This is a genomic window from Streptococcus sp. S5, assembly GCF_034134805.1.
Taxonomy (GTDB): Bacteria; Bacillota; Bacilli; order Lactobacillales; family Streptococcaceae; genus Streptococcus; species Streptococcus lingualis.
This window is the reverse complement of the sequence record NZ_CP139419.1, coordinates 1,567,666-1,591,642: the sequence shown is the minus strand read 5'-3', so window position 1 is coordinate 1,591,642 and position 23,977 is coordinate 1,567,666. Positions and strand designations below refer to the sequence as shown.

The window sequence follows — 23,977 nt, the reverse complement described above, 5'->3', positions numbered from 1 at the left end:
ATGCTTTGAAAGCGTTAATTTCTTTCCCAAACATGCTATAATAATAGGAGATTATGTACAGGAAAAGGATAGACGGATGAAAGAATTAATCGACTTAATTAATCAATTTAGAGATGAACGTGACTGGAGAAAGTTTCATAATGAAAAAGATTTGGCCATTTCGATTTCACTAGAAGCGAGCGAATTGTTAGAACTATTTCAGTGGAAACAATCAGAGGAAGTAGTTGAAAAGTCATTAAAAGAAATCAAAGAAGAACTTGCGGATGTTTTTATGTATTCTTTAATGTTAGCAGATAATTTGAATCTGGATGTAGAAAAAATTATAAAAGAGAAAATTGATATAAATGCAAAAAAATATCCTGTAGAATTAAGCAAGGGAAATAATAAAAAATATACGGACTTGGAGAAAAAATGAGCGACATTCAATCACCCGTAGTTATAGAAATCGATTATTCAAATCGAACATTTGATCAATTAAAAGAAACGATTGCTCCGAAACATTCTAAGCTTATCTTTGATTATCCAACTGTATACATCGTAAACGATGAGAATAAAAACAAGTATAGTGTTTATGTCGGAGAAACAACAGATATCATTCGTAGAACAAATCAGCACCTATCAGATGATATAAAGAAGGACCGAGAAGATTGGCGACAATTTGAACAATCTAAAACCTCTAAAATGTTTGTTATTGGGCATAACCATTTCAATAAATCTTTGACCTTGGATATTGAGAATAGGTTAATGCTTTACTTATCAAGTGTTGACCAAGTTGAAAGGGTTCAGAATAGAAGAGGAAATCCTCAAAACAAATATTATACTTCTGAAGAGTTAGACGAGATTTTCTCAAAGATATGGAGAACCCTAAATCGGAAAAACCATTATTTATTCCCAGCAGAAAGTTTTATTCGAAATTCAGCGATATTTAAATCTTCTCCATTTCACAAGTTAACAGATGAACAAGTGAAGGCCAAAAATGAAATATTGCTCAAAATTACATCTGTCATTAGTAAAAATGAAACAGGAGTTCTAATTTTAGTAAAGGGTGATGCTGGTGCAGGGAAAACGGTTTTGATGAGTTCCCTCATCGATGATTTGTTGAATTCTGAAGATATTCAGATGATTCGTGAGAACAATGATATTAATTTGGTTGTGAATCATGATGATCAACTCAGTGTTTACCAAGAAATTGAGAAAAAATTGGAATGGAAGAGTGGATCAAATATTAATGTTGTGATGAAACCAACTCAATTTTTAAATGCTCTGAAAAAAGAAAAAACTGATGCTGGAATTGTAGTGGTTGATGAAGGTCACTTGTTATTGACTGCAAAAAATCAAGCCTATTTAGGTGGGAATCATTTAAATGATTTGCTCGCTAAATCCAAAGTAGTAGTTCTTGTTTATGATGAAAATCAGATCATGAATAAATCCCAAATATGGACAGATGATGCTTTCTTGAAATTGGAACATGAAGCCAATTTAAAAGGAAATCTCATTACGCTACATAACCAAATGCGTATCCATGCAACAAAAGAAACAGTTGAGTGGATAAGAAACTTGATTGATACTGGAGTTGTGAATGAGGTTCCAATTGATAATGATTATGATATTAGAGTTTTTGACTCTCCTGAGGAACTTCAAAGTGCAATCATGGAAAAAAATGATAATCAGAGTTTAGGGATTTCACGCTTAACAGCAACCTATGATTGGGAATACAGTAGTCAATCAAAACCAAAGGATTCTGACTATTGGTGTGTCCGTATCGGAGACTGGTCTTGTCCATGGAACAGACAACTTGCAAAAGAAAAAGAATCTAAACATTTATCCTGGATAGAGCAGTCTCAAACGATTCATGAAATTGGCTCAACGTTTACCGTTCAGGGATTTGATCTAAATTATGTGGGAGTTATCATTGGCCCATCTGTCAAATATAGAGACGGGAAAATTATTTTTGATATAAGTGAAAGCAAAAATAAAAGTGCTGTTCAAAACAGAAAACTTGAATCAGGTGAAATGATTAATTACGGAGAAACATTATTGCGAAATGAGTTAAATGTTTTGCTCACCCGTGGAGTTAACGGGCTATACGTCTATGCGGTTGATGAAGAACTTCAACAAGCTTTAAAAAATGCGACAAAATAAGATGCTTCTTATTCCCCAAATTTTTTTCGAATGATAGAAGTAGAGGGACCTTCCCTCTATTTTTTATCGAAAAGGAGCAGGGATGCAGAAAAGACACGCGCATGTATCGCCGACCTTGGATATCATGGCTAAGAAGATTTTTAGTTTGCCGGAGGTGACTGCAGCATTTATTCGGGACATTTTGGAGCTAGATGTGGCGGACGCTCAGATTGTGGAGGGAAGCCAGCCCCACAGCATGGCCTATGAGGAGAATGACTTGTTCTCCACTGCGGTGGATGTGAGAGCCAAGCTCCACGACGGGACTGAGGTGATTATCGAGATCCAGATTCGCAAGCAGCAGTATTTCTTGAATCGGTTCCATTACTATTTGGCCAATCAGCTGGTGGAAAATGTGCAAAAACTGCGCCAGCAAGGCCAGACACATAAGATGTATGAGCAGATGGAGCCAGTCTATGGGATTGCGATTTTGGAGAAGTCGCTCTTACTGGACGAAGAGGCCGCCATCAATAAATATTGGCTGACCAATAGCCGGTCCGGCAAGCGACTCAAGGCCTATTATAAAAATGGCAAGCACCAAAATCTTCTGCAGGTTGCCTTTTTAGAGCTAGACAAGTATAATAAAGATGAGAACCTGACTGATGCAGGCAGACAGTGGTTGGAGTTTTTTGGGAATCTTCCCTTCACAAAAGCTCCCAGTCAGGCCGTTGCCCACGCAGATTCATTATTAGATTCATCTAGCTGGACCAAGGAGGAGAAGACCATGATAGACGAGCGGATTCGTATTCAAGAAAATTATGATATGACCCTGGAGACAGCGATAGACGAAGCACGCGAAGAAGGTTTAGTACAAGGATTGGAACGTGGTCTGGAACGTGGTCTGGAACAAGGTCGTAAACAGTTGATATGCGAGATGGTCTCACGAGGAATGACACCTGATCTTATCTCAGAGATGACAGGTTTGACCATTGAAGAAATTGAGACTCTTCTTTCCTGAGTTGTTAAAAGAGGCACTGCCTCTTTTCTTTTTGAAAAAACTTGAAAATTTTCCCATTTTTTCAATCTTCTTTTCTAGAATTGTGGTAGAATAGAGTCAACAAAGAGCGATCCTCACCAACAGTGTGATCGATACTAGAAAAGAGGATTCTGATGACAAGAAAAATTGGTATTATTGGTTTGGGGCATGTGGGTGCGACCTTGGCCCACAGCATGATTTTGAAACACACCTGTGATCACTTGGTCTTGATTGATACCAATGAGAAAAAGGTCAAGGCAGATGCCTTGGATTTCTGTGATACGGTTGCTAATACGGGGTATCCGGTTCATATCACGGTCAATGACTACGCGGCTTTAGAAGATGCGGATGTCGTGGTGTCGACTCTTGGAAATATCGAGTTGCAGGCCAATAACACAGATGACCGTTTTGCGGAGCTTCCCTTTACCAGTAAGCAAGTGGTGCAAGTAGCGCGTGATTTGAAGGCTTCTGGCTTTAGCGGGGTCTTATTGGTCGTGACCAATCCGGTCGATGCAGTCACTCAACTCTATCAACAATATACCGGCCTTCCAAAAGAGCAGGTGATTGGGACAGGGACGTTACTTGATACAGCTCGGATGAAGCGTGCAGTCGCTGATCGTTTGCAGGTTTCTCCTGCTAGTGTATCAGGCTATAACCTTGGTGAGCATGGGAATTCTCAATTTGTCGCTTGGAGTCAGGTCCGTGTTAAGGGACATGCTATTACCGATCTCTTCTCTCAAGAAGAGCTTGACGCCATCAACTACGAGTCCTTGCGCGGTGGACACACGGTTTTCTTTGGTAAATTCTATACCAACTTTGGGATTGCTGCGGCAGCCCAACGCTTAGCAGAAGCTGTGATCAATGATAGCCACGAGGAAATGCCAGTGTCTAACTATCGTCCAGAATATGGAACCTATCTTGGCTATCCAGCGATCGTAGGTCGAAAAGGAATTCTTGAACGATTGGATTTGCATTTGACAGAAGAAGAAAAAGAAAAATTACTCCATTCAGCCGAAACCATCAAAGAAAATACACGAAAAGGTTTGGAGCATGCATAAAAGTGAGGGCTGGGCACAATTTGTTCACCCTTCGATGTATAATATGCATAAAAGTATGACGCAGTGGTTGATTGGTATCTTTGTTCGCTTTTTAAGCTCCAAAGATAACCTAATCAACTTGTGCGGGGGTGGGAAAACGAACTCTTTTTAACTAGTCAGAGTTCTTTCCCACTCCCTTTTTTCTGCAATTTTTTCGAATGGTATAAGTGAGGGGATTCCCTACACGAAATCATTGGAGGTTGCTATGAAGAAACGACACGAGTATGTATCGCCCACCTTGGATTTAATGGCAAAAAAGATTTTTAGCCTGCCGGAGGTGACAGCAAAGTTTATCCGCGAAGTATTGGATCTGCCAGTAGAGTCCGTTGAGATTTTAGAAGGAGACCAGATCCATGAGCAGGGGTTTTTAGGAGATCTTCCTTTTGAAACATCCGTTGATGTGAGAGCAAGACTAGATAGTGGGCTTGAAGTGATCATTGAGATTCAAGTTTTGAAGCAAGAGTATTTCTTGAATCGTTTCCACTATTATTTAGCCAATCAACTGGTAGAAAATGTCCAACGCAAGCGAAAGAAAGGGGCAACCCATTCTATGTACCAGGAGCTGGAGCCGGTCTATGGGATCGCTATCCTGGAGCGAAGTATTTTTCCTCATTTAGATTCACCCGTCAATGTCTATGAAATGCGCCATACAGTAGATGGGACACCTCTTTATAGTTCTCGAAAGGATGGAGTAGCGCACAATATGTTAAAGGTTGCCTTTTTAGAGTTGGATAAGTATAATGAAAGTAGAGATACGGAGTTGAATGCTCACTGGAGACAATGGCTTGAATTTTTTGGTAATCGCCCATTCAGTCATCAACCAGATCAAGTGATCGAGCAGGCAGAATCACTCCTAATCCCATCAAATTGGACAAGGGAGGAAAAAGAAATGATTGATGAACGGATTCGTATCAGAGAAAATTGGGAAATGAGCATGGATACCTTTCGGAAAGAACAACTGGAAGCCGGTTTTCAGAAAGGGTTGAAAAAAGGTCTTGAACAGGGACTCGAACAAGGTCTTGAACAAGGTCTTGAACAGGGACTCGAACAAGGTCTTGAACAAGGACTCGAGCGTGGTCTCGAACAGGGATTGGAACAAGGCAGACAAGAAGGCATGGAGTTGGGAGTTCAAGCTGGTCAGCAGTCTCTGATTCAAAAACTATCTTTGAAGGGGATGAGTATCGAGATGATTGCTGAAATGACAGATTTATCCTGCGAATCCATCAAAAAAATGTTGGCTACGGATTCGTCTAACGAGGAGTAGTAGCGAGAACAGAATTTTGGGATTGAGAATTGACTTGCTGAGAAAAAAGTAGTTCTAAAATGGATTGTAAAGATCGTCAGGAGTTCGTTATTTTTGGATCTTGATCCTCTACAGATTTATACGGTTATGATTTATTGAAGGTTGGAAACTTTTATCCAACCTTTTTTTCTCACTCCTCTTGCCCCTCACCTAGTGAACTGGAATAGAAGTTTAAAAATACGAGTTGTAATCCTTGACATTACATTGTGATCCTGTATAATAGCTATTGTAATAAATAATCTTACAACAGAAAGAGGAAACAACTATGAAAAACATTTTATTTATTGTCGGATCCCTTCGTCAAGGATCTTTTAACCACCAAATGGCTAAGAAAGCAGAAAGTCTTCTGGAAGGAAAAGCAACGGTGACTTACTTGGACTACAAGGACATTCCAATGATGAACCAAGATTTGGAAACACCAACCCTACCAGCTGTGCAGGCAGCGCGTGATGCGGTTCTTGCTGCGGATGCCATCTGGATCTTCTCGCCAGTCTATAACTTTGCTATTCCAGGTGTAGTGAAAAACCTAATCGACTGGCTTAGCCGTGCCCTTGACCTGTCAGAAACTCGTGGTCCATCTGCCCTTCAAGATAAGATCGTAACGGTTTCTTCAGTAGCCAATGCCGGACACGAACCAATGTTTGCGGCTTACCAAGCGCTCTTGCCTTTCGTTCGGACTCAAGTGGTTGGAGAGTTTACTGGAACAACCGTTAACCCAGAAGCTTGGGAAACAGGTGAATTAGTCTTGACAGATGAAGCGGTCGCAGGACTGGAAAAACAAGCACAAGCCTTATTAGAAGCATAAGAAAAGCTGAGACAGAAGTCTCAGCTTTTTAGATACTAAAGAGTTGTCCGAAGAAGTAAGTCACACCCATGGTGAGAAGGCCAATGATGAGGTTGCGAAGCATGGCTGGCTTGGTTGGTGCTTTTCCCAGTTTTGCACTGGTATAGCCAGTGAAGATCAAGGATAGTCCAACAACGAAGACCGTCACCGGGATGCGATAGGCAGTTGGAAAGAGAATAATAGAGAGCATTGGAGGAAGGGAACCAACCGAAAAAGCAAGAAAGCTAGATGCAGCAGCATGCCAAGGATTAGTAAACTCCTCATATTCGATACCATATTTCTCTTCGACCAGGGCTTTGAGTGGATGTTTCATAAAGGCCCGTTCTGTCAAAATCTTTGCGGAAGTTTCGCATTCTCCATTTTGAAGGTAAGCGTGGTAGAGAGATTCTCTCGCTAACTTTGGATCGCGATCCAACAAGGCTTGTTCGCGGTTCACAGCGGCTTCTTCCGTGTCTTTTTGTGTGGAAACAGAGACATACTCACCGCCCGCCATCGAAAAGGCACCTGCCAGAATCGCCGACAAGCCAGATAGGAAAATGATCCAGATGTTTGGTGTGGCACTGGCTACCCCAATCACCACCCCAGCAATAGAAATAATCCCATCATTGGCCCCGAGAACAGCGGCTCTCAAGATATTCAAGCGGTCGTTAAATGATTCATCTACTCCATGTTTCATTTCAGTCATACAATGTCTCCTTTATCTTATTTAGAATGATTATAAATAAAATACAATAAGAAAGCAAGGATTTTAACTCAAATGATAAAAGTTCGACAATTTAATGAAATTTAAGTTATAATCTTTGGCATTGCAAGCAAAAAGAAAGAATAGGTCATACGCCTATTCTAGCAAGATTTATTTAGCAGAAGTGATTTTACCTTTGAGGATCCTGATGGTATTCTAACGCGAGTGCGGAAAGGATAACAAAAAAACAGCAAATTGCTGTTTTCTGATGAGAAAAATTAATTCGTATCTTGTTCTTTCCCCACAACCCAAAATAAGAGAAGCAGTTGGAAGATGCCTAAGGCAAATAAGACCATAAAACCGTTGCGGCTTCCTTTAGCAGTGGCTTGGGTGAAGTCCATCTTTTGATTAGCTTGGCTCATGGCAACGATCAGCGAAGCTAGGGTTGTTCCGACAGCGCCTGCAAATTGTTGCAAGGTGTTAAAAATCGCGTTCGCATCAGGTTGCTCTTCCAGAGAGAGTTGTTTTTGTCCGTTGGTCATGATATTGCCAAAGGCAAGCCCCATACCGGTCATGAAGATCATGTAAAAGACAAGAATCAAGACATTTGATAACTTCAAGCCAAAGAGTGTGAAGAAGAAATGAGCCAGAAGGATCAAAACAGCTCCAAGGAGAATTGGTCTGCGGGCGCCTAGTTTATCTAGAATGAGACCGGAGAAAGGAGCAAAGCCAGCTCCGATGATGGCTCCTGGAAGCAGCATCAAAGCTGCAAGTGTGGTGTTAGAGTGGTTGACCAACTGGATATAATTGGGCAAGAGGAAACTCATGGCCAGAGAACCTAATTGGAAAGTGAAAAAGGCAAGAACATGGCCAGTGAGGAGATGGTTCTTTAAGATGGCAAGGTTGATAATGGGATTCTCCAACTGATTGGACCGCCAGACTAAGAGAACCAGTCCCAAGAACCCAATCACCAGCCAACCAAGGACAGAAAAACTAAAGAAAGCATGGTCAGAGAGACCGTGAATGCCTAGAATCAAGCCTAAAAATGATGCAATAATGGCGAGAAGGCTCATGATATCAAGGGTTTCTCGTTTGACTTTACTGATTTGCTCAATGGAGCGAAGTCCTGCAACTAGCGAAGCTAGAAGGATCGGGAATTGAACCAAAAAGATGGAGCGCCAGCCGAAGTTAGCTGTCAAGAGACCACCGACAGTAGGACCAATGGCGGGAGCGATAGCTGTAATCAGGGTCCCCACTCCCATCATGAGACCGATCTTGCGTTTTGGGACCTGCTCTAAAATGATATTAAACATCAGAGGAAGGGCAAAACCAACCCCCATTCCTTGGACCAATCGACCCAAGACCACAAAGCCAAAACTTGGAGCTAGGAAGTCAATGAGAACACCTAAAACAGATAGGAGATTTCCAACTAAAAAGATGGACTTCATTTTAAAAGAGCGCTTAAGGTAGGCAGATAAGGGGACTACACAGGCAACGACTAGAAGATAGATGGTGGTGACCCACTGGACGGTTGCGGTATTGATCTCAAATTCCTTCATCAATATTGGGAAGGTGATATTCATGGCAGTTTCTCCAGCCACCCCGCAAAAGGAAAGGATCCCTGTTGCAAAGATTGCAAATAAGACCTTGGCTGAAATTTTTTCTTGTGACATCGGTGTCTGATTCCTCCTAAATCTTCCTAAAGATATGGACTATGGTATAAAAATCATGGTTACGATCTGATTTTCCGTCAGCTCCAATCGCTAGGAGCATAGCACGACCAACGGTAACCTGATCCATCGTTTTGTTAGCTAACAAATAGTATAGAGGAAATGAAGACCCCTGTCAAAGAGTTTTTGAAAAGTTTTGAAAATATTAACAGCATTCTCAAAAGACGATGCTTCTCCAAACGAAAGGAAAGGCTCGCCAGTATGGTATAATAAGAAGAAAACAGTAAACGTAAAGAAGTCAATCAACTCGAACAGGAGGCCCCATGACCAAGTATTTAGTCCAGAAGTTTTTCTGGTTACGAGAAAAAAGTTTGATTCAAATTTCCCAGAAAACCCTTGTTTCCTTATTTCCTTTTTTTCTATTTTCAGGAATCATTCGGGTGATCGCTCTATCGGTCTTCTCCGATCGAGGCTATATCCATCAGCTCTTTTCGATGGATAGCTGGTTGCCGTGGGATCAGGCCATTAGTCAAGTCCTCATTAATTTTTCCAATTTTTTAGGAGGTCTAGCAGGACCTTTAGCGACTTATTTCGCTGGAAAATATACAGCTGGGCACTATGGTAGAAGTACAGGGACAGCAGGTGTCACCGCTCTTTTGGTCAGCTTGATTGTAGGGTCTCAGGAATTGTTGGTGGGACCGCTCCATGACGGGCAACTGACGCGTATCAACTTACCCGCGACGACCAATATCGTCTTAGCGATTTTTTTAGGCTATCTAATTGGGCAGATCTTTCGTCTATCCAAGGCCAGTGACGACCAGATTGTGGACAAGGATTTCATCTATCAACCCAAGACGGTGCGTCCCATTTTCTTGTCCTTAGTTCTAGGGGTCAGCCTCAATCTTCTTTTGGTTCTTGGAAATCAATTTAATATTTTTCAAACTATCCGACAGTTCTTGGCTTCTCTAACGGTAAGCAGTCATCATCTCCTGTCCACCTTTGTCATGGGTCTTTTCAGTAGCATATCTGCTTGGTTTGGTAATAGTCAAGTCTTTGCCTTGAACTCAATTGCGGATGATAGCTTTGCCTTGGAAAATCTGACCTACGCTGTGACCCATCATTCAACGACAGGCATTCCTCATCTCTATACCTTGACCAATTTGTACCGCAGTTTTGGTCTGGTGGCTGGTGTCGGCGCTGTCCTAGCGCTTTTGGTTGCAATCTTATTGGTTTCACGAAGTCAAAAGGACAAGAAAGTCAGTCTTCTCAGTCTGTTTCCAAGTCTCTTTAACAATGGGGCTTCTTTCATGGTAGGGATACCGGTCCTTCTCAACCTCCTATATGTGATTCCCTTTTTATTGATCCCTTTGGTGAATATGGCGATAGCAGCTCTAGCTTTGTGCTTCAAACTGATGCCAGCAGCCGTCTATCCCGTGCCAGATGGGACACCTAGCCTTCTTTATGCTTTTATTGGAACCGGAGGAAGTCTGAGAGCCTTAGCTGTCAGTATACTTTGTTTTGCCGTCGATGTGCTCCTTTATCTACCATTTGTCCGCATGGGAAATCGTATCCGAAAAGATCTAAAAGTGAAAGGAGAAAGCGATGAAACAATCTAAAAAAACAGCGATCGTCCTCACTTTGGTTAGTCTTTTCTTAATCGCTTTAGCCATTCCTTCTTATAGCTGGACTCGGACCAATGTTTCAAAAATCGAGAAATTTTATAATTCAAAATTGTCTCCCATCATCATGATCCCGGGAAGCTCAGCAACAGAGAACCGCTTCGATAGCTTGGTAACCAAGCTCAACCAAGGCCGCCAAGGAACCAAACACAGTCTACTTAAGCTTAAGGTTTGGAATGATGGGCATATCACCTATAGTGGTAGTATTGATGCCAAGGACAATGAGCCGGTAATTGTGGTTGGTTTTGAAAACAACAAAGATGGCTATAGCAACATTAAAAAGCAGGCTAAACTATTCAATCAAGCCTTTGAAGCCCTTCAAGCCAAATACAATTTTAATAATTTTAAGGGCTTGGGTCATTCCAACGGTGGCTTGATTTATACAGCCTTTATTGAAAATTACCTGGGGGATTATGATGTGGATCTCAAGACCCTCATGACCATCGGAACTCCCTACAATTTCACGGAGACCAATATCAAAAATAAATCTGAGATGTTGGCTGACTTTATCAAGGGAAAAGAAGCTATCCCCACAACCCTTCATATGTATTCAGTAGCAGGGACCATCACCTATGATTCAGATGAGTTGGTCCCAGATGCCAGTGTTTCTGCTGGGAAATATATCTACCAAAACCAAGCAGCTAGCTATACGGAGATTACGGTGACGGGGGAAGATGCCCAGCACTCGGATCTTCCGACCAATGATGAGGTAGTTGCCTTGGTGAAAGAGCATATTGAAAGTCAAACGGATAGTCGTGCCAAACCGAATAAAATAAACTAAGTGTGAAGAAGGGATTCCTTCCTCACCTTTTTTTTAGTATAATAAAGTTTAGTATGAAAATAAGGGAGACTATAGGAAATAAGATGAAAAGAAAACAATGGGTGCAGTTAGGAATAGTGGCTTCGAGTATGGTCATGTTAACAGGATGTTACCAAAGATACCAACGCCAGTCCAGTCCCAAAAAAGAGGCTGCAACAAGCCAGACCTCAGCAAAGAAACAAGCGAAAAAAGCAGATAACAAACAATTATACCAGTCTGTTTTTTCAGACTACCAAAAGATTTTTGCCACTTCAAAAGATTTAGATGCTATTTCCAAATTGAATGATGCATTAGCCAAAGAAGATCGGATGATCAATAGCTGGGTGATCGAGACCGTGATCAATCAGCCAGATGCCGTTCGCTATGCCTTTAAGGACTTAAATAACGATGGGGTAGATGAGATGATCATCGCCAATCAGCAGACCGATGGAAGCTACTTTGTGACAGGAGTTTATTACCTCAAGAACCAAAAACCGACCCTGCTAGCTGAAGGTTTCGTCGCTGGACACGGTGGAGCGCGCAATGCGACGACCCTCTATCAGGGAGGAGAAGTCTTAGAAGTCAGCTGGATGTCAGGAACTGGCCGTGGGGTAGCTGTGCTCTCACGGATAGAAAAGACGCCTCAAGCTGCGACCAAAGTCCAGGAAGAAGAAGTCCAAGTACCTGGTTCAGATCTGAATAGCCTCTTTGGAAAATCGGATGAGAATAAACTGGATCTCAAGGCTTTTGACTGGCAAACTTTTGACAGCGCACCATCAGCGGGAAATAGCCAAAGCCAGGAAAAAACGCCTTGGAACGCTGAAAAATCAGCAAAATTAGCAGAATTTATGAAGACCTGGGGAGAAAAGATGGGCCAACCCAACTATCAAAAAGGCATCGCTGGCGGTGATGTAGGACCAGACAACCTCTATACTCTAGGGGAAAATAGCAAGATGGATGCCATTTATACAGATACTGGTCAGGGAAATGCAAAATACCGCATCGTGGAACGCTATAGCAATTGGGACAAGTATCCAGATGTGCATAGTTATTTCTTTGCCATTACAGATACAGGAGAAGGCATTGTCTTTCATTCTCCAACGACTAATGGTGGAAAGATGTATCTAAAACCAACGGACAACAAGGAACTTCAAGAAGAATTTACACAGTTGCTTCATCAATAAAAAGAAGAATAAACCAGAAAAGGACTGTTTTTCTGGTTTTGTTTATCCAAAGAATGAATAAAAATACAATAAAAGAAATAATTTTTAGGATATAAAATATGTTAAGAACTAGTGATAATTAGCGGTGCATAAGTATTTGAAAACAGAAAATGTTTGACAATTAAAGGAAAATCATTTAAAATATATTCATTCTTTATTTATAGGAGAAAAAATATGAAAAAACTTCTTACAGCCGGTGTGGCTCTCTTGTCGGTTGCAACGTTAGCAGCTTGTTCTGGTAAAACTGCTTCAGAATCATCAAGCAAGGATTCAAAAGCTTCTTCTAGCAAAGTAGAAAAATCATCTACTTCAGAAAGCAAATCAAGCAGTTCATCTAAATCAGCAACCTCTTCTGTTGATATTCCAGAAATTGTCTTGTTGACTGATGATGAAATCGATAACGCCAAAACACTTGGTGATATGAAAACCATTTATGGAAAAATGATCGATAACTACACAAAATATCTCAAAGAAATTGGTGATAAGATTCCAGCTTCTGGTAAAGAGGCCTATAATAAGCAAGTAGATGCAGGTATCCAATCTATGGAAACTGCAAGAAAAGCTTTTAACGAGTCACTTTCATCCCTTGGTTCTGATGATACAGTTGTGCCTGAGCAACCTCGTGCTCAATTTGCACAACAAATAAAGAGTGCTCGCGATATTGCCCAAAAAGCTCTTGAAGGTGCTTATCAATCAATTGCACCATTGCTCTCTTCATCAGCTGAATAATTCATAAATGAAAATGAGAGTAGGACAGAAATAGGTAATTCGTTAGAATTCGATTTCGTCGTCCCACCTCCGCACAGTTGAGTAGGGCTGTAAAAGCTGATGAAATCAGCGTAGTAGAGACCACTCAACCACTGCGTCTTGCTCGACAATCCAAAAACAATTAATAGGCTAGGACTTTTGTCCTAGCCTATTTTTGTTTTCTTACAAAAATGTAAGAAATAAAGGGTAAAATGTAAGGTTATGTTATGGTGAAAGCGTTCTTATTTTAGTACAATTGATTTGTAAAAAACAATTGAAGCTTTTTCGAGCTAGAAAGGAACAGACCATGACCCTACTAGACGTTCAACATATCAAAAAAATTTACAAAACCCGCTTTCAAGGAACGCAGGTCGAAGCCTTAAAGGATATCCATTTTACCGTGGAAAAAGGTGAGTACGTCGCTATCATGGGGGAATCAGGATCTGGGAAATCCACCCTCCTCAATATCCTAGCCATGCTGGATCAGCCGACTGAAGGGCGGGTTTACCTAAATAGCATAGACACCTCGACCATCAAGAACAAGGACGCGTCGAGCTTCCGTCGCGAAAAACTAGGCTTCGTCTTTCAAGATTTCAACCTGCTCGATACCTTGTCTGTCAAGGACAATATCCTCCTGCCTCTCGTCCTCTCTCGCAGACCGGTCAAGGAAATGATGAGCAAGGTCGATAGCGTCAGTCGGGAGTTGGGCATTCACCAGCTCTTAGAAAAATACCCTTACGAAATCTCTGGTGGGCAAAAGCAACGGGTGGCCGTAGCACGGGCCATCATCACCTCGCCAGAAATCCTCCTGGCGGATGAGCCAACAGGGGCGCTGGATTCCAAGTCTTCGGCTGCTTTGCTGGATGTCTTTGAAGATATTAATACAATGGGGCAAACCATCCTCATGGTGACCCACTCAACTGCAGCGGCTGCTCGGGCCAAGCGCGTGCTCTTTATCAAAGACGGAATTCTCTACAACCAGATCTTCCGCGGGGAAAAAACAGAACGTCAGATGTTCCAAGAAATCTCGGATACCTTGACGGTCATGGCGAGTAAGGAGGATCGTGATGTTTAAATTAACAAGTAAATTAGCTCTTTCCAACCTCAAACAAAATCGTAAGCTCTATTACCCTTTTGCTATAGCTATCATTTTAACGACTATGATCCTCTATAGCTTTATCGCCCTGGCAACGACCCCTCATTTAGAAGCTTCTTACGGAGGACGAACGGCAAGAGCTGTCCTTGGTTTTGGTTGTTTCGTCGTCCAGCTGGTCGTCGTCATTTTAGTGGCTTATGCCAATGGCTATGTTATGAAAAATCGTTCCAAAGAATTGGGATTATACAGTGTTTTGGGGATGGAGAAGAAGCATCTCCTCGTCATGACCTTATGGGAATTGCTTATCTTCTATATCCTCACAGTTGGAGTAGGACTGGGCTTGGGGCTCTTGTTTGATCCCTTGATTTTTGCCCTCCTCTTAAAATGTATGGGGCTTCCAGTCGTCATTCAATCGACCTTCCAGATAGGGGCTGTTCTTAACACTTTATTTGGGCTAGCCTTAGCTTTTGCCCTCATTCTCTTGTTAAATTCTTTCCGTCTCTTGCGCTACAGTTCCCTCCACCTCATGCAACAGAAAAAGGCAGGAGAGAAGAAAGGACGCTTCTTGCTGGTCCAAACTCTTTTAGGACTAGGACTCTTAGGAATTGCTTTCTATTTAGCGCTAACCGCAGAGCGTCCAGTTGCGGCTGTCCAAAGATTCTTTATTGCCGTTATCTTGGTCATTCTTGCGACTTATCTCTTATTCAACGCAGGCACCATTACCTTTTTAAGATTTCTCAAAGGTCGGAAATCCTACTATTACAAGCCAGAGAATTTTATATCCGTCTCCAACTTAATAGCACGGATGCGAAAAAATGCAGCGGGCCTTGCGACCATTAGTATTCTTTCCACCATGGTCTTGGTCACCTTAACAGGGTCGCTGAATCTCTTTATTGGAGGGCAGAATTACCTAGATACTATGTACCCTTCGGACTACAATATTAGTGTGGGGCATATGACTTCAGAAGCTGAAACAGAACCGGTTATTGAGGAGGTTCAAGCACAAATTAAGAAAGTGGCCGATGCGACACATCTATCAGATTATCAAGTGAATCAGACAACATACTGGTCGGCTGAAATTCGAAAGATTGATGGAAAGGTCTTAGAGGTTTATGACCAGTCCGATCAAGAAACTGGTCAGGAATTGAAGACAGAAGGAGTAGTCTACTTTTTTGATCAGGCAACTTATGAGCAACTGACGGGTCAAAAAGTTGAGCTTGGGGAAAATGAAATCCTAGCCTATGGGTATCAGTATCCTGGAAGACTAGACTCGCAATTAGAAATCAATGGAAAGAGCTTCGCGATTAAGCAAAAACTAGACTCCAATTTTATCCAAGGGAAACTCCCTCAAGCCGACCTGTTTCAACACCAAATGGGCTTGTATCTTGTCCTCCCTGACTTGAACCAACTGGGATTAAAAATTGATAAAAATTTGGAATTCTCTATTAGTGCTAAAAATAAAGAAAACCAAGATTTTATAGCTGGAATGGCCAAAGAGCTTTATTCGACAGACAAAATGAGTCAATATGGTGGGACTTTGTTTGGTGGGGTTGATCGATACAGCATGGAGAAGGAGTGGCGTGAATCAGCAGGGACAATCCTCTTTATTGGTGTTTTCCTATCTGTGATCTTTCTATTGGCTACGGTTCTCGTGATTTACTACAAACAGATTTCAGAAGGCTATGAGGACCGGGAAAATTTTGTGATCTTGCAACAAGTAGGATTGGACCAAAAGCAAACCGGCACCACCATACGCAAACAGATTCTCACCGTCTTTTTCCTTCCATTATTCTTCTCCTTCCTCTACCTAGGAGTGGCCTATAAGATGATTGCAAAAATCGTTGCTCTCTTAGGAGCGAACAATGCGGGCTTGGTCCTTCAAACAACCTTAGCCATCTGCGCTGTCTTTTTCATCTCTTATATCCTCGTCTTTCTTCTGACTTCTAGAAGTTATCGAAAGATTGTCGTGAGATAGCGTTCGAGTCTATAAAAGATTGGGAAATGAAAAAGCCGATAAGTAGACAAACTGTTTTTTTCATAGAACAAGCTAAGTGTTGCGGAAAGAATTATAATAATGTATGTTTTAAAGCTTATTTAAACAAATACTGAAACTTTCCTCCGTGAGAAAGAGAGTGGGACAGAAATCGGTAATTCGTTAGAATTCGATTTCGTCGTCCCACCTCCGCACAGTTGAGTAGGGCTGTAAAAGCTGATGAAATCAGCGTAGTAGAGCCCACTCAACCACTGCGTCTTGCTCGACAATCCAAAAATAATTGAGAGGCTAGGACTTTTGTCCCAGCCTCTCGGGAGTTTTGAAACTTTAGGTTCAAAACTAAGTTTTGAAACTTCGGAGAAGTTCGCTAACGTCCGTACTCACCTAAGGAAAGTTTCAAGGATAGGTTTTTCCTTAATCAAAAACACCGAGGATCAAATCCCCGGTGTTTTCTATCACGATTATTTCACGTGTTTTGCAAGTTCTTCTTGCGCTTTTTTGTTTGATTCTTCTTTTTCTTTCAACCAATTCTTATAAGCTTTTTCGTAATCAGCAGTTGTAACTGTCTTATCTTGAACTTTTTGGTATTTGAAGAAGCTTGATTCACCTTTAATACCAATTGCAGAATTTGCTGCTGAGAATGGCGTTACCTTCGTGATAGATGGAACTCCACCCTTAGAGTAGATTGGAAGTACCATTGCGTTTTCAGTCAACCAAGCTTGGGCAGCAGCGTATTTTTCATAACGCGCATTGGTATCCAATTTTTCAGCATTAGCAGCATCCAACAATTCTTTGTATTGGTTCAAACCAATTTTTTCGATGAGAGCTTGGTCTTTCTTAGGATCAAGTCCCATACCAGTCAAGGTTGAACCATCTGTTGGGTTCAAGATATCCAAGTAAGTAGATGGATCTTGGAAGTCAGGTCCCCAACCTGTGATATCCATATCAAAGTCTTTTTGATCTGGTGATTGGGCGAAGTAAGTAGCGTTGTCTGCATCGTCTGTAGACAATTTTTGTACATCGATCACGACATTGTCTTTACCAAGAGCTGTTTCAATAGAACTCTTCATAGAGTCTGCTTGTTGGACAAGAGCATTAGAAGATTGGTCTACGACATAGTCGATATGGATTGGGAATTGAACACCTTGTGATTGCAATTCAGATTTCGCTTTTTCAAGTTCCGCTTTGGCTTTATCCGCATTATGCAAGCTATCTTGCGCGTCAGCAAAGCTAACACCTTTCCACTCATCTCCTGTTGCGGCAAGTTTTTCTTCAACGAGCGTACCGAAGTCTTTTCCGTTGGCTTGCACAAATGTTGGTGGAACTAGAAGGGTACGTAGAGTTTTTGATGCTCCGTCTTTCCCGTTAACTTGAGCGCTGTAGGAAGTTCTGTCTAAAGCAAAGTTCAAGGCTTGACGGAAATTCTTGTTTTGAAGAGCTGTCTTAGTACTGTTCTTTTGCTCATCAGACGTCTTCTTCGTATGACCGTAGTTTTGACGGTTAACGTTGAAGTAAGCGTAGTAAACAGTAGAATCTTGAGGTGTATAAACGATGTTATCCTTGAATTTCTTCTCAATTGTGCTGTAAGTTGAGCTTGTTGGGAAGAGACGAGCAGTAGATAGGTTCCCATCTGAGAAGTTACGAGCAAGATAGTCTTGGTCAGATCCATCGAAGTAAGTCAATTTAACCGTATCGATGTGAACATTTTTCTTGTCGTAGTAATCAGGGTTTTTATCCAACTCGATTTGTGATTTTGAAGTGAAGGATTTCAAAATGTATGGACCATTGTAGAGGATACCATTTGGTTTCACGCTACCAAAGTCTTTCCCAGCTGATTCCAAGAATTTTTCATTAACTGGCATCATGGTAGCAGTCGTCAATTTAGAATTCCAGAAAGATTCTGGTTGGTTCAAAGTGTATTGAAGAGTGTGATCATCAACAGCTTTTACCCCAACAGTTGAGAAGTCTTTGGTTTTCCCGTTTACATAGTCATCCAAGCTTTTGACCGAGTTTTGAACCAAGTAAAGAGCATCCGATTTTTTATCTGCTACGTATTTTAGAGATGTCACGAAATCTTGTGCAGTGACGTCAGCGTATTCATTTCCTTCTGAATCATACCACTTCGCATCTTTTCGAAGCTTGTAAGTATAAGTCAGACCGTCTTTTGAAACGGACCAGTCCTCAGCAAGAGCAGGCACTAAGTTACCGTATTGATCGTTTTCAAACAAACCATCGACCAAGTTGGTTGTAATGTCGCTTGTAGTTGAACGATTTGAAGTCAAATAGTTCAAGGAATCAGGGTCTGTACCATACACGTAGTTGTAAGTAGTCCCTTTTGACGCATTAGAAGATGAGCCACATGCAGCAAGGAAAAGCGTTGAAGCCGCGGCGACACCTGCTAAAAGAGCAAGCTTCGATTTTTTCATATTCGTGTCTCCTTTTGAATAATTTTAATTATTATACTCCAATCAATCTACAAAATAAAGTGTTTTTTGAACTTTTTTTGTATATTTACACACCACTATACAGTAAAACCCTTGATTTTAAGGGATTTTTAAGGAATAAAAATTTTTTTAAAAAATTACTATTATGCTTTACATACTAGTAAAGAAAGAGTATACTGATAGTGAGCAAACTAGTATGTAAAACAAACTAGTGAAAAATGTGAAGAAAGAGGTGAGAAGGATGAAAGAGTCCCAATTACTAAAGGGAGTCTTGGAGGGCTGTGTGCTGGAGATTATTTCCAAAAAGGCTATCTATGGCTATGAATTGATCCAAAGTCTCAAAGAGATGGGATTTGATAAGATTGTCGCTGGGACCATTTATCCCCTGCTTCAAAAATTAGAAAAACAAGGGGTCATTCATGGGGAAATGAGGCCGTCTCCAGATGGTCCTGATCGCAAGTATTTTTCACTCAGTGATGCTGGAAGAGAGCGCTTAGAGGAATTTTGGGACCAGTGGCAGGAGCTAGTCACAAAAGTAGAACGTATCAAGAAGGAGGGAGAAGAATGGTAGAAAGTTATACCGAAAAAATGTCAGATGAATTGATTCATCTAAACAAAGAGGATCAAGCCTATGTGAAAAAAATGGTGGCCTATATTGGGGCCAAATCCTATTTTTATGATGATGAAGCACTCGGTGAACAACTCTACAATATGGTTTGCGACCTGAAAGTTGCTGAAAAAGAAGGCATTCGGGCGGTGGATTATTTTGGAAAGGATCCACGGGCGATGGTGGATCAAGTTCTTTCAGACTTGCCTAAACGCTCTTTAGGATCTTATGTGGGACTCGTCTTCCTACTTGGAGTGATCTTGGTTGGCATGCGTTATTTAATGGATTTTACCTGGATGACGCCACTAAAAATCGAACCCTTGACCTATGTTGTCATTCTCCTCAATTTCTTGGTGTTCAGCCAGTTCATCACGTGGCTTTGGTCTAAACAGAGCTATGGTGAAATGAAGTGGTCTTGGGCTATGTTTATCAGTGTGATCAGCCTGATGGTATTTCTGAACATCGTACGACAATTTTCGATCTATTTTGGCCACATTGGGAGTCTCTTCTTATCAGATGGTTGGGCAATTGTTCTCGCTGTCCTAGTCTTACTTGGGTTTACGGTCATGGCTTTTAGAAGCAGGAATCGTCTGATGTCGAGTCTACTAGTCATGGGCCTGACTTTCCTAGTTACAGGATGCTGGATTCGTCTTGTGAATCAGGAAACTGCTCATTTAATAGGCTGGTTACTTCCTCTCATGGGACTAGTCCTGACCCTTATTGTATTTTGTCTCCAAAGAAAGAAGGAAGAAGCATGAAATCAGCAATGTATTTTGAAGAAACGCAGGCCTTGATGCAAACCTTTAGCCAGGAGGACCAAGCCTATTTCCAAGATCTCTGGGATTATTTCAATTTTGCAGGTTTCTTATATGAGGAGAAAGCCTTAAGAGAGCAGGTCTATAATCTAGCGCTAGATTTTTCGCAAGCAGGAGCGGATGGCTTAACGGCCAAGGACTATTTTGGTCTCGATCCAAAGGGAATGGCAGACCAAATCATCGAAAATATGCCCAAAGAATCGACGCGGTCTGTTTTGAAATATGGGGCTATCTTTTCAGGTATTGTGATATTTTATCGCCTCTTAAGTGATTTTGCTTCTCAAGCAGTCCTTGTGCTCAAGCCACTAGTCTATTTGACAGACATCATTTTGGGACTCCTAGCTGTTGGGATCATCTTCTATCTCCTTCGTCGTCTCATTTTTGCGGAGGAAAAAACGAAAAAAGCAATTTATGTAGCATTTGTTCTAGTTCTAGGATTCTATTTTGTCGGTGAAATAGTGGGAGTCCGCTTCTTGCCAGCTCTTGCTTGGTTTGTAGTCCCTAGTCCTTGGGATACTCTTCTCATGACAGGGGCTAGCGGGGCTCTCATTCTTTGGCAATGGAAAGAAGAGTTTGGACGAGCTTTCATCTTTCCTATCGTCGCCTTTTTAGGGGTTGGATTCTTACATCGCTGGACCTTGGCACAAGGAGTTCAGAATCTTGGTATGACAGTTCTTCTGCCCACAGTGATCATCGTCTTTGGGCTGGTTATTTATTATTGGTTTACGATTCGTGCTTTGAAAAAGAATAGGACGGAAAGTGATAAATAGAAAGAAAAGGGGGGCTGGGACTAAAGTCCTAGCCTCTCAATTGTTTTTGGATTGTCGAGCAAGACGCAGTGGTTGAGTGCTCAAAGCACTGCTTTGAGGTGGTAGATAGGACTTGCTAAGCAAGTTTCCTAAGTATTTGTTCGCTTTTCAAGTTCCAAAGATGCCCTACTCAACTGTGCGGAGGTGGGACGACGAAATCGAATTCTGACGAATTACCGATTTCTGTCCCACTCTCTTTCTTGTCCAAGTATGATAGAATAAACTCATTAGATGGGAGAATAGATATGAATTTATTTCGAAAAAAGGGACTTGGGCAAGTACACCCGGGTCTAAATCGCCATTTACGTTTGTGGGATTTGATTATTTTAGGAATTGGTGCCATGGTGGGGACAGGGATCTTCACGATTACGGGAACTGCAGCAGCGAATTTAGCTGGGCCAGCCTTGATCATTTCGATTGTGATTGCAGCTTTTTGCGTAGGGCTCTCGGCTCTCTTTTTTGCCGAATTTGCCTCTCGTATTCCTGCGACTGGGGGAGCCTATAGTTACCTCTATGCTATCTTTGGAGAGTTTCCTGCCTGGATTGCAGGTTGGTTGACCGTGATGGAATTTATGACGGCTGTATCAGGGGTGGCCTCAGGTTGGGCAGCCTATTTCAAAGGTTTGCTAGCCAATCTTGGCTGGAGGCTACCGACTGCTCTAAATGGCACTTTTGATCCAGCTGCGGGGACTTATGTGGATCTCTTGCCTATTTTGGTCATGGTCCTCGTCACAGCCTTAGTCCTTATGAATGCAAAAGCGGTCTTACGTTTTAATTCCTTGCTGGTCTTACTCAAGTTCTCCGCTCTTGCCTTGTTTATCCTTGTGGGGATTTTTCACCTAAATCCTGGCAACTGGGCAAACTTTGCTCCGTATGGATTTGGCGAAATCTATGGTGGTCAGACAGGGATTATGGCTGGAGCTTCGCTCATGTTCTTTGCCTTTCTTGGTTTTGAGTCCATTTCCATGGCGGTCGATGAAATCAAGGAACCACAAAAGAACGTCCCTCGCGGGATTGTCCTCAGTCTTTTGATCACAACCGTTCTTTATATCTTGGTCACCCTGGTTTTGACCGGTATGGTTCCTTTTAAGAACTTAAATGTAGAAGACGCGGTTGCCTTTACCCTCCGTCAGGTCGGAGCCGGCTGGGCTGGAAATTATGTATCGCTGGTAGCGATTTTGACACTAATCACCGTCTGCATTTCCATGACCTTTGCCCTCTCACGGATGATTTACAGTTTGGCGCGGGATGGTCTCCTGCCAAAAGCTATGAAACAACTCGATCCAAAAACTAGAATTCCCAAAAATGCAACACTAGTAGCTGGATCAATGGCTGCTATTGCTGGTGGAGTCTTTCCACTAGCCAGTATCGCTTCCTTCTTAAATATTTGTACCTTGGCTTACCTGGTTATGTTGGCCTTTGCCCTCTTGAAATTGCGCAAGGAACACGGGGCTCCTGGACCTGGTGAATTTAAAACACCCTTGGTTCCAGTCTTGCCAATTCTATCAATTGTGGTCTGCCTGTCCTTTATGACCCAGTATTCCCTATCGACCTGGCTGGCCTTCGGAGTTGCTCTCCTGATTGGGATCGGAATTTATTTCGGTTATGGGTATCGCCATTCAGAAGAAAATCAATAAAAGATGAAAGCTAGAGTAGAAGAACTCTGGCTTTTTGTATAGGGAAAGCTCTTTTTTTGATATAATAAAGGGAGAAAGTTAACTAGATAACAAAGGAGAAAAACATGACATTTGAAGAGATTTTACCAGGCTTAAAGGCTAAGAAAAAATATGTGCGAACCGGTTGGGGCGGAGCAGAAAACTATGTCCAATTGTTTGATACCATTGAGCAAAATGGGGTGGCTCTGGAAGTGACACCTTATTTCCTCATCAATGTCTCTGGCGAGGGTGAAGGTTTCTCCATGTGGAGTCCAACTCCTTGTGATGTTTTAGCGACAGATTGGGTGGAAGTCCATGACTAAAAGGGTCTTGATTACAGGCGTGAGTTCCGGGATTGGTCTGGCTCAAGCTCGCCTCTTTCTAGAGAAGGGCTACCAGGTCTATGGGGTGGACCAGGGAGCGGATCCTCAGTTAGCAGGTGATTTTCACTTCTTACAGAGGGACTTAACTCTTGATTTGACGCCGATTTTTGATTGGTGTCCTGAGGTAGAAGTCTTGTGCAATACAGCCGGAGTTTTGGATGATTACAAACCGCTTCTGGAGCAAAGCGCTCAGGAGATTCAGGAGATCTTTGAGATCAACTATGTGACCCCGGTGGAGCTGACGCGGCATTATCTGACTCAAATGTTGGAGAAGAAGCAAGGTATCATCATCAATATGTGCTCCATTGCTTCTAGCCTGGCAGGAGGCGGCGGTCACGCTTATACCTCGTCCAAGCATGCCTTAGCAGGATTTACCAAACAGTTGGCCCTGGATTATGCAGAAGCTGGTATTCAGGTCTTTGGGATTGCTCCTGGGGCTGTCAAAACAGGCATGACCGCAGCGGATTTTGAACCAGGTGGATTGGCTGACTGGGTAGCCAGTGAGACGCCGATCAAGCGCTGGATTAATCCAGAAGAAGTAGCAGAAGTCAGCCTCTTTTTGGCTAGCGGGAAGGCATCTGCCATGCAAGGACAAATCCTTACCATTGATGGTGGTTGGAGTTTGAAGTAGGAGGATGAAAAAGCAAGAGTTGAAATCTTGCTAAGAAATGTAATTGTTTTTTCCTTACTGAAAGAGGATCAAACCTAGGTGAACAATTAAGTTAGGACAGTGGTGAGACAGGTATTTACCTCTATGCTAAAGAAGATCTTACTGAACGAAATTAAACCTACCAGAGTGATCAGGATGAATCAGATTTCTTTATGATTGGTCACGATGGAGATCTAGCCTTTTTCACCAAAAAAAGACAGGGATAATAACAATTATGAAGATAACTGAGGGTAAGTTCAGAAGAACTTTTTGAATGGGCTCTACCTGAAACCTTAAGAGATTGTTTTAGAAGAAACGAATAGTATAA

At 41.9% G+C, this 23,977-nt stretch carries 21 protein-coding genes; 18 read left to right on the top strand and 3 right to left on the bottom strand.

All coding sequences use genetic code 11. From position 1 onward, the window contains the following. Positions 1 to 76: 76 nt before the first annotated feature. The 6 genes from SM123_RS07610 to SM123_RS07585 all read left to right on the top strand — a co-directional run bounded on the left by SM123_RS07610 (position 77) and on the right by SM123_RS07585 (position 6,359). Entirely contained in the window at positions 77 to 415 is a 339-nt protein-coding gene (locus SM123_RS07610) for a nucleotide pyrophosphohydrolase (protein WP_251458791.1), read from the top strand. Next, entirely contained in the window at positions 412 to 2,142 is a 1,731-nt protein-coding gene (locus SM123_RS07605; protein ID WP_320909368.1) for a DUF2075 domain-containing protein, read from the top strand. Before SM123_RS07610 ends, SM123_RS07605 begins: the two co-directional genes overlap by 4 nt. An 82-nt stretch (positions 2,143 to 2,224) precedes the next feature. Further along, complete coding sequence (locus SM123_RS07600) at positions 2,225 to 3,136, top strand: Rpn family recombination-promoting nuclease/putative transposase (protein ID WP_320909367.1); 912 nt, start codon at positions 2,225 to 2,227, stop codon at positions 3,134 to 3,136. 152 nt (positions 3,137 to 3,288) lie between these two features. Continuing rightward, entirely contained in the window at positions 3,289 to 4,212 is a 924-nt protein-coding gene (locus SM123_RS07595) for an L-lactate dehydrogenase (protein WP_021152814.1), read from the top strand. A 244-nt stretch (positions 4,213 to 4,456) separates the two neighbouring features. After that, entirely contained in the window at positions 4,457 to 5,515 is a 1,059-nt protein-coding gene (locus tag SM123_RS07590) for an Rpn family recombination-promoting nuclease/putative transposase (protein ID WP_320909366.1), read from the top strand. Positions 5,516 to 5,819: 304 nt separating this feature from the next. Further along, positions 5,820 to 6,359: an NADPH-dependent FMN reductase gene (locus tag SM123_RS07585; RefSeq protein ID WP_045759196.1), complete on the top strand. Its 540-nt coding sequence runs from the start codon at positions 5,820 to 5,822 to the stop codon at positions 6,357 to 6,359. Positions 6,360 to 6,387: 28 nt separating this feature from the next. Here SM123_RS07585 and SM123_RS07580 read toward each other — a convergent pair whose 3' ends face one another. Beyond that, a complete protein-coding gene (locus tag SM123_RS07580; protein WP_061590981.1) occupies positions 6,388 to 7,083 on the bottom strand; it encodes a VIT1/CCC1 transporter family protein in 696 nt (231 codons plus the stop codon). A 275-nt stretch (positions 7,084 to 7,358) separates the two neighbouring features. Further along, positions 7,359 to 8,753: an MFS transporter gene (locus tag SM123_RS07575; RefSeq protein WP_320909365.1), complete on the bottom strand. Its 1,395-nt coding sequence runs from the start codon at positions 8,751 to 8,753 to the stop codon at positions 7,359 to 7,361. Between the two features lie 320 nt (positions 8,754 to 9,073). Here SM123_RS07575 and SM123_RS07570 point away from each other — a divergent pair, with 320 nt between their 5' ends. The 6 genes from SM123_RS07570 (at position 9,074) to SM123_RS07545 (ending at position 16,269) form a co-directional block, all read left to right on the top strand. Further along, positions 9,074 to 10,366, top strand: a complete 1,293-nt coding sequence (locus SM123_RS07570) for a PTS transporter subunit EIIC (RefSeq protein ID WP_320909364.1) — start codon at positions 9,074 to 9,076, stop codon at positions 10,364 to 10,366. After that, entirely contained in the window at positions 10,353 to 11,210 is an 858-nt protein-coding gene (locus SM123_RS07565; protein ID WP_320909363.1) for an alpha/beta hydrolase, read from the top strand. The genes SM123_RS07570 and SM123_RS07565 overlap by 14 nt, the downstream gene beginning before the upstream one ends. An 83-nt stretch (positions 11,211 to 11,293) precedes the next feature. Then, positions 11,294 to 12,412, top strand: coding sequence for a DUF4767 domain-containing protein (locus SM123_RS07560; RefSeq protein ID WP_320909362.1), 1,119 nt, complete (start codon positions 11,294 to 11,296; stop codon positions 12,410 to 12,412). Between the two features lie 213 nt (positions 12,413 to 12,625). Next, positions 12,626 to 13,180 (top strand): hypothetical protein, encoded by a 555-nt coding sequence (locus tag SM123_RS07555; RefSeq protein ID WP_320909361.1) that lies wholly within the window; start codon positions 12,626 to 12,628, stop codon positions 13,178 to 13,180. A 325-nt stretch (positions 13,181 to 13,505) separates the two neighbouring features. Next, positions 13,506 to 14,273, top strand: coding sequence for an ABC transporter ATP-binding protein (locus tag SM123_RS07550; RefSeq protein WP_320909360.1), 768 nt, complete (start codon positions 13,506 to 13,508; stop codon positions 14,271 to 14,273). Further along, complete coding sequence (locus tag SM123_RS07545) at positions 14,266 to 16,269, top strand: FtsX-like permease family protein (RefSeq protein ID WP_320909359.1); 2,004 nt, start codon at positions 14,266 to 14,268, stop codon at positions 16,267 to 16,269. Before SM123_RS07550 ends, SM123_RS07545 begins: the two co-directional genes overlap by 8 nt. A 479-nt stretch (positions 16,270 to 16,748) precedes the next feature. Here the strand turns inward: SM123_RS07545 and SM123_RS07540 are convergent, their stop codons facing one another. After that, entirely contained in the window at positions 16,749 to 18,713 is a 1,965-nt protein-coding gene (locus SM123_RS07540) for a peptide ABC transporter substrate-binding protein (RefSeq protein WP_320909358.1), read from the bottom strand. A gap of 259 nt (positions 18,714 to 18,972) precedes the next feature. Between SM123_RS07540 and SM123_RS07535 the strand changes: the two genes are divergently transcribed. From SM123_RS07535 to SM123_RS07510, 6 genes are all read left to right on the top strand, one after another. Beyond that, entirely contained in the window at positions 18,973 to 19,302 is a 330-nt protein-coding gene (locus tag SM123_RS07535) for a PadR family transcriptional regulator (protein WP_003012258.1), read from the top strand. Next, the gene (locus tag SM123_RS07530) at positions 19,296 to 20,096 is read left to right on the top strand and encodes a hypothetical protein (RefSeq protein ID WP_070589537.1); all 801 of its coding nucleotides are present in this window, start codon (positions 19,296 to 19,298) and stop codon (positions 20,094 to 20,096) included. The genes SM123_RS07535 and SM123_RS07530 overlap by 7 nt, the downstream gene beginning before the upstream one ends. Beyond that, positions 20,093 to 20,923 carry a hypothetical protein gene (locus SM123_RS07525; protein WP_320909357.1) on the top strand — a complete coding sequence of 277 codons (831 nt, stop codon included), beginning with the start codon at positions 20,093 to 20,095 and terminating at the stop codon, positions 20,921 to 20,923. Before SM123_RS07530 ends, SM123_RS07525 begins: the two co-directional genes overlap by 4 nt. 284 nt (positions 20,924 to 21,207) lie before the next feature. Further along, a complete protein-coding gene (locus SM123_RS07520) occupies positions 21,208 to 22,599 on the top strand; it encodes an APC family permease (RefSeq protein ID WP_320909356.1) in 1,392 nt (463 codons plus the stop codon). 104 nt (positions 22,600 to 22,703) lie between these two features. Then, positions 22,704 to 22,940 (top strand): DUF2829 domain-containing protein, encoded by a 237-nt coding sequence (locus SM123_RS07515; RefSeq protein WP_000141913.1) that lies wholly within the window; start codon positions 22,704 to 22,706, stop codon positions 22,938 to 22,940. Then, on the top strand, positions 22,933 to 23,631 hold the full coding sequence (locus SM123_RS07510) for a 3-oxoacyl-ACP reductase (RefSeq protein ID WP_049474267.1): 699 nt from the start codon (positions 22,933 to 22,935) through the stop codon (positions 23,629 to 23,631). Before SM123_RS07515 ends, SM123_RS07510 begins: the two co-directional genes overlap by 8 nt. Positions 23,632 to 23,977: the final 346 nt, after the last annotated feature.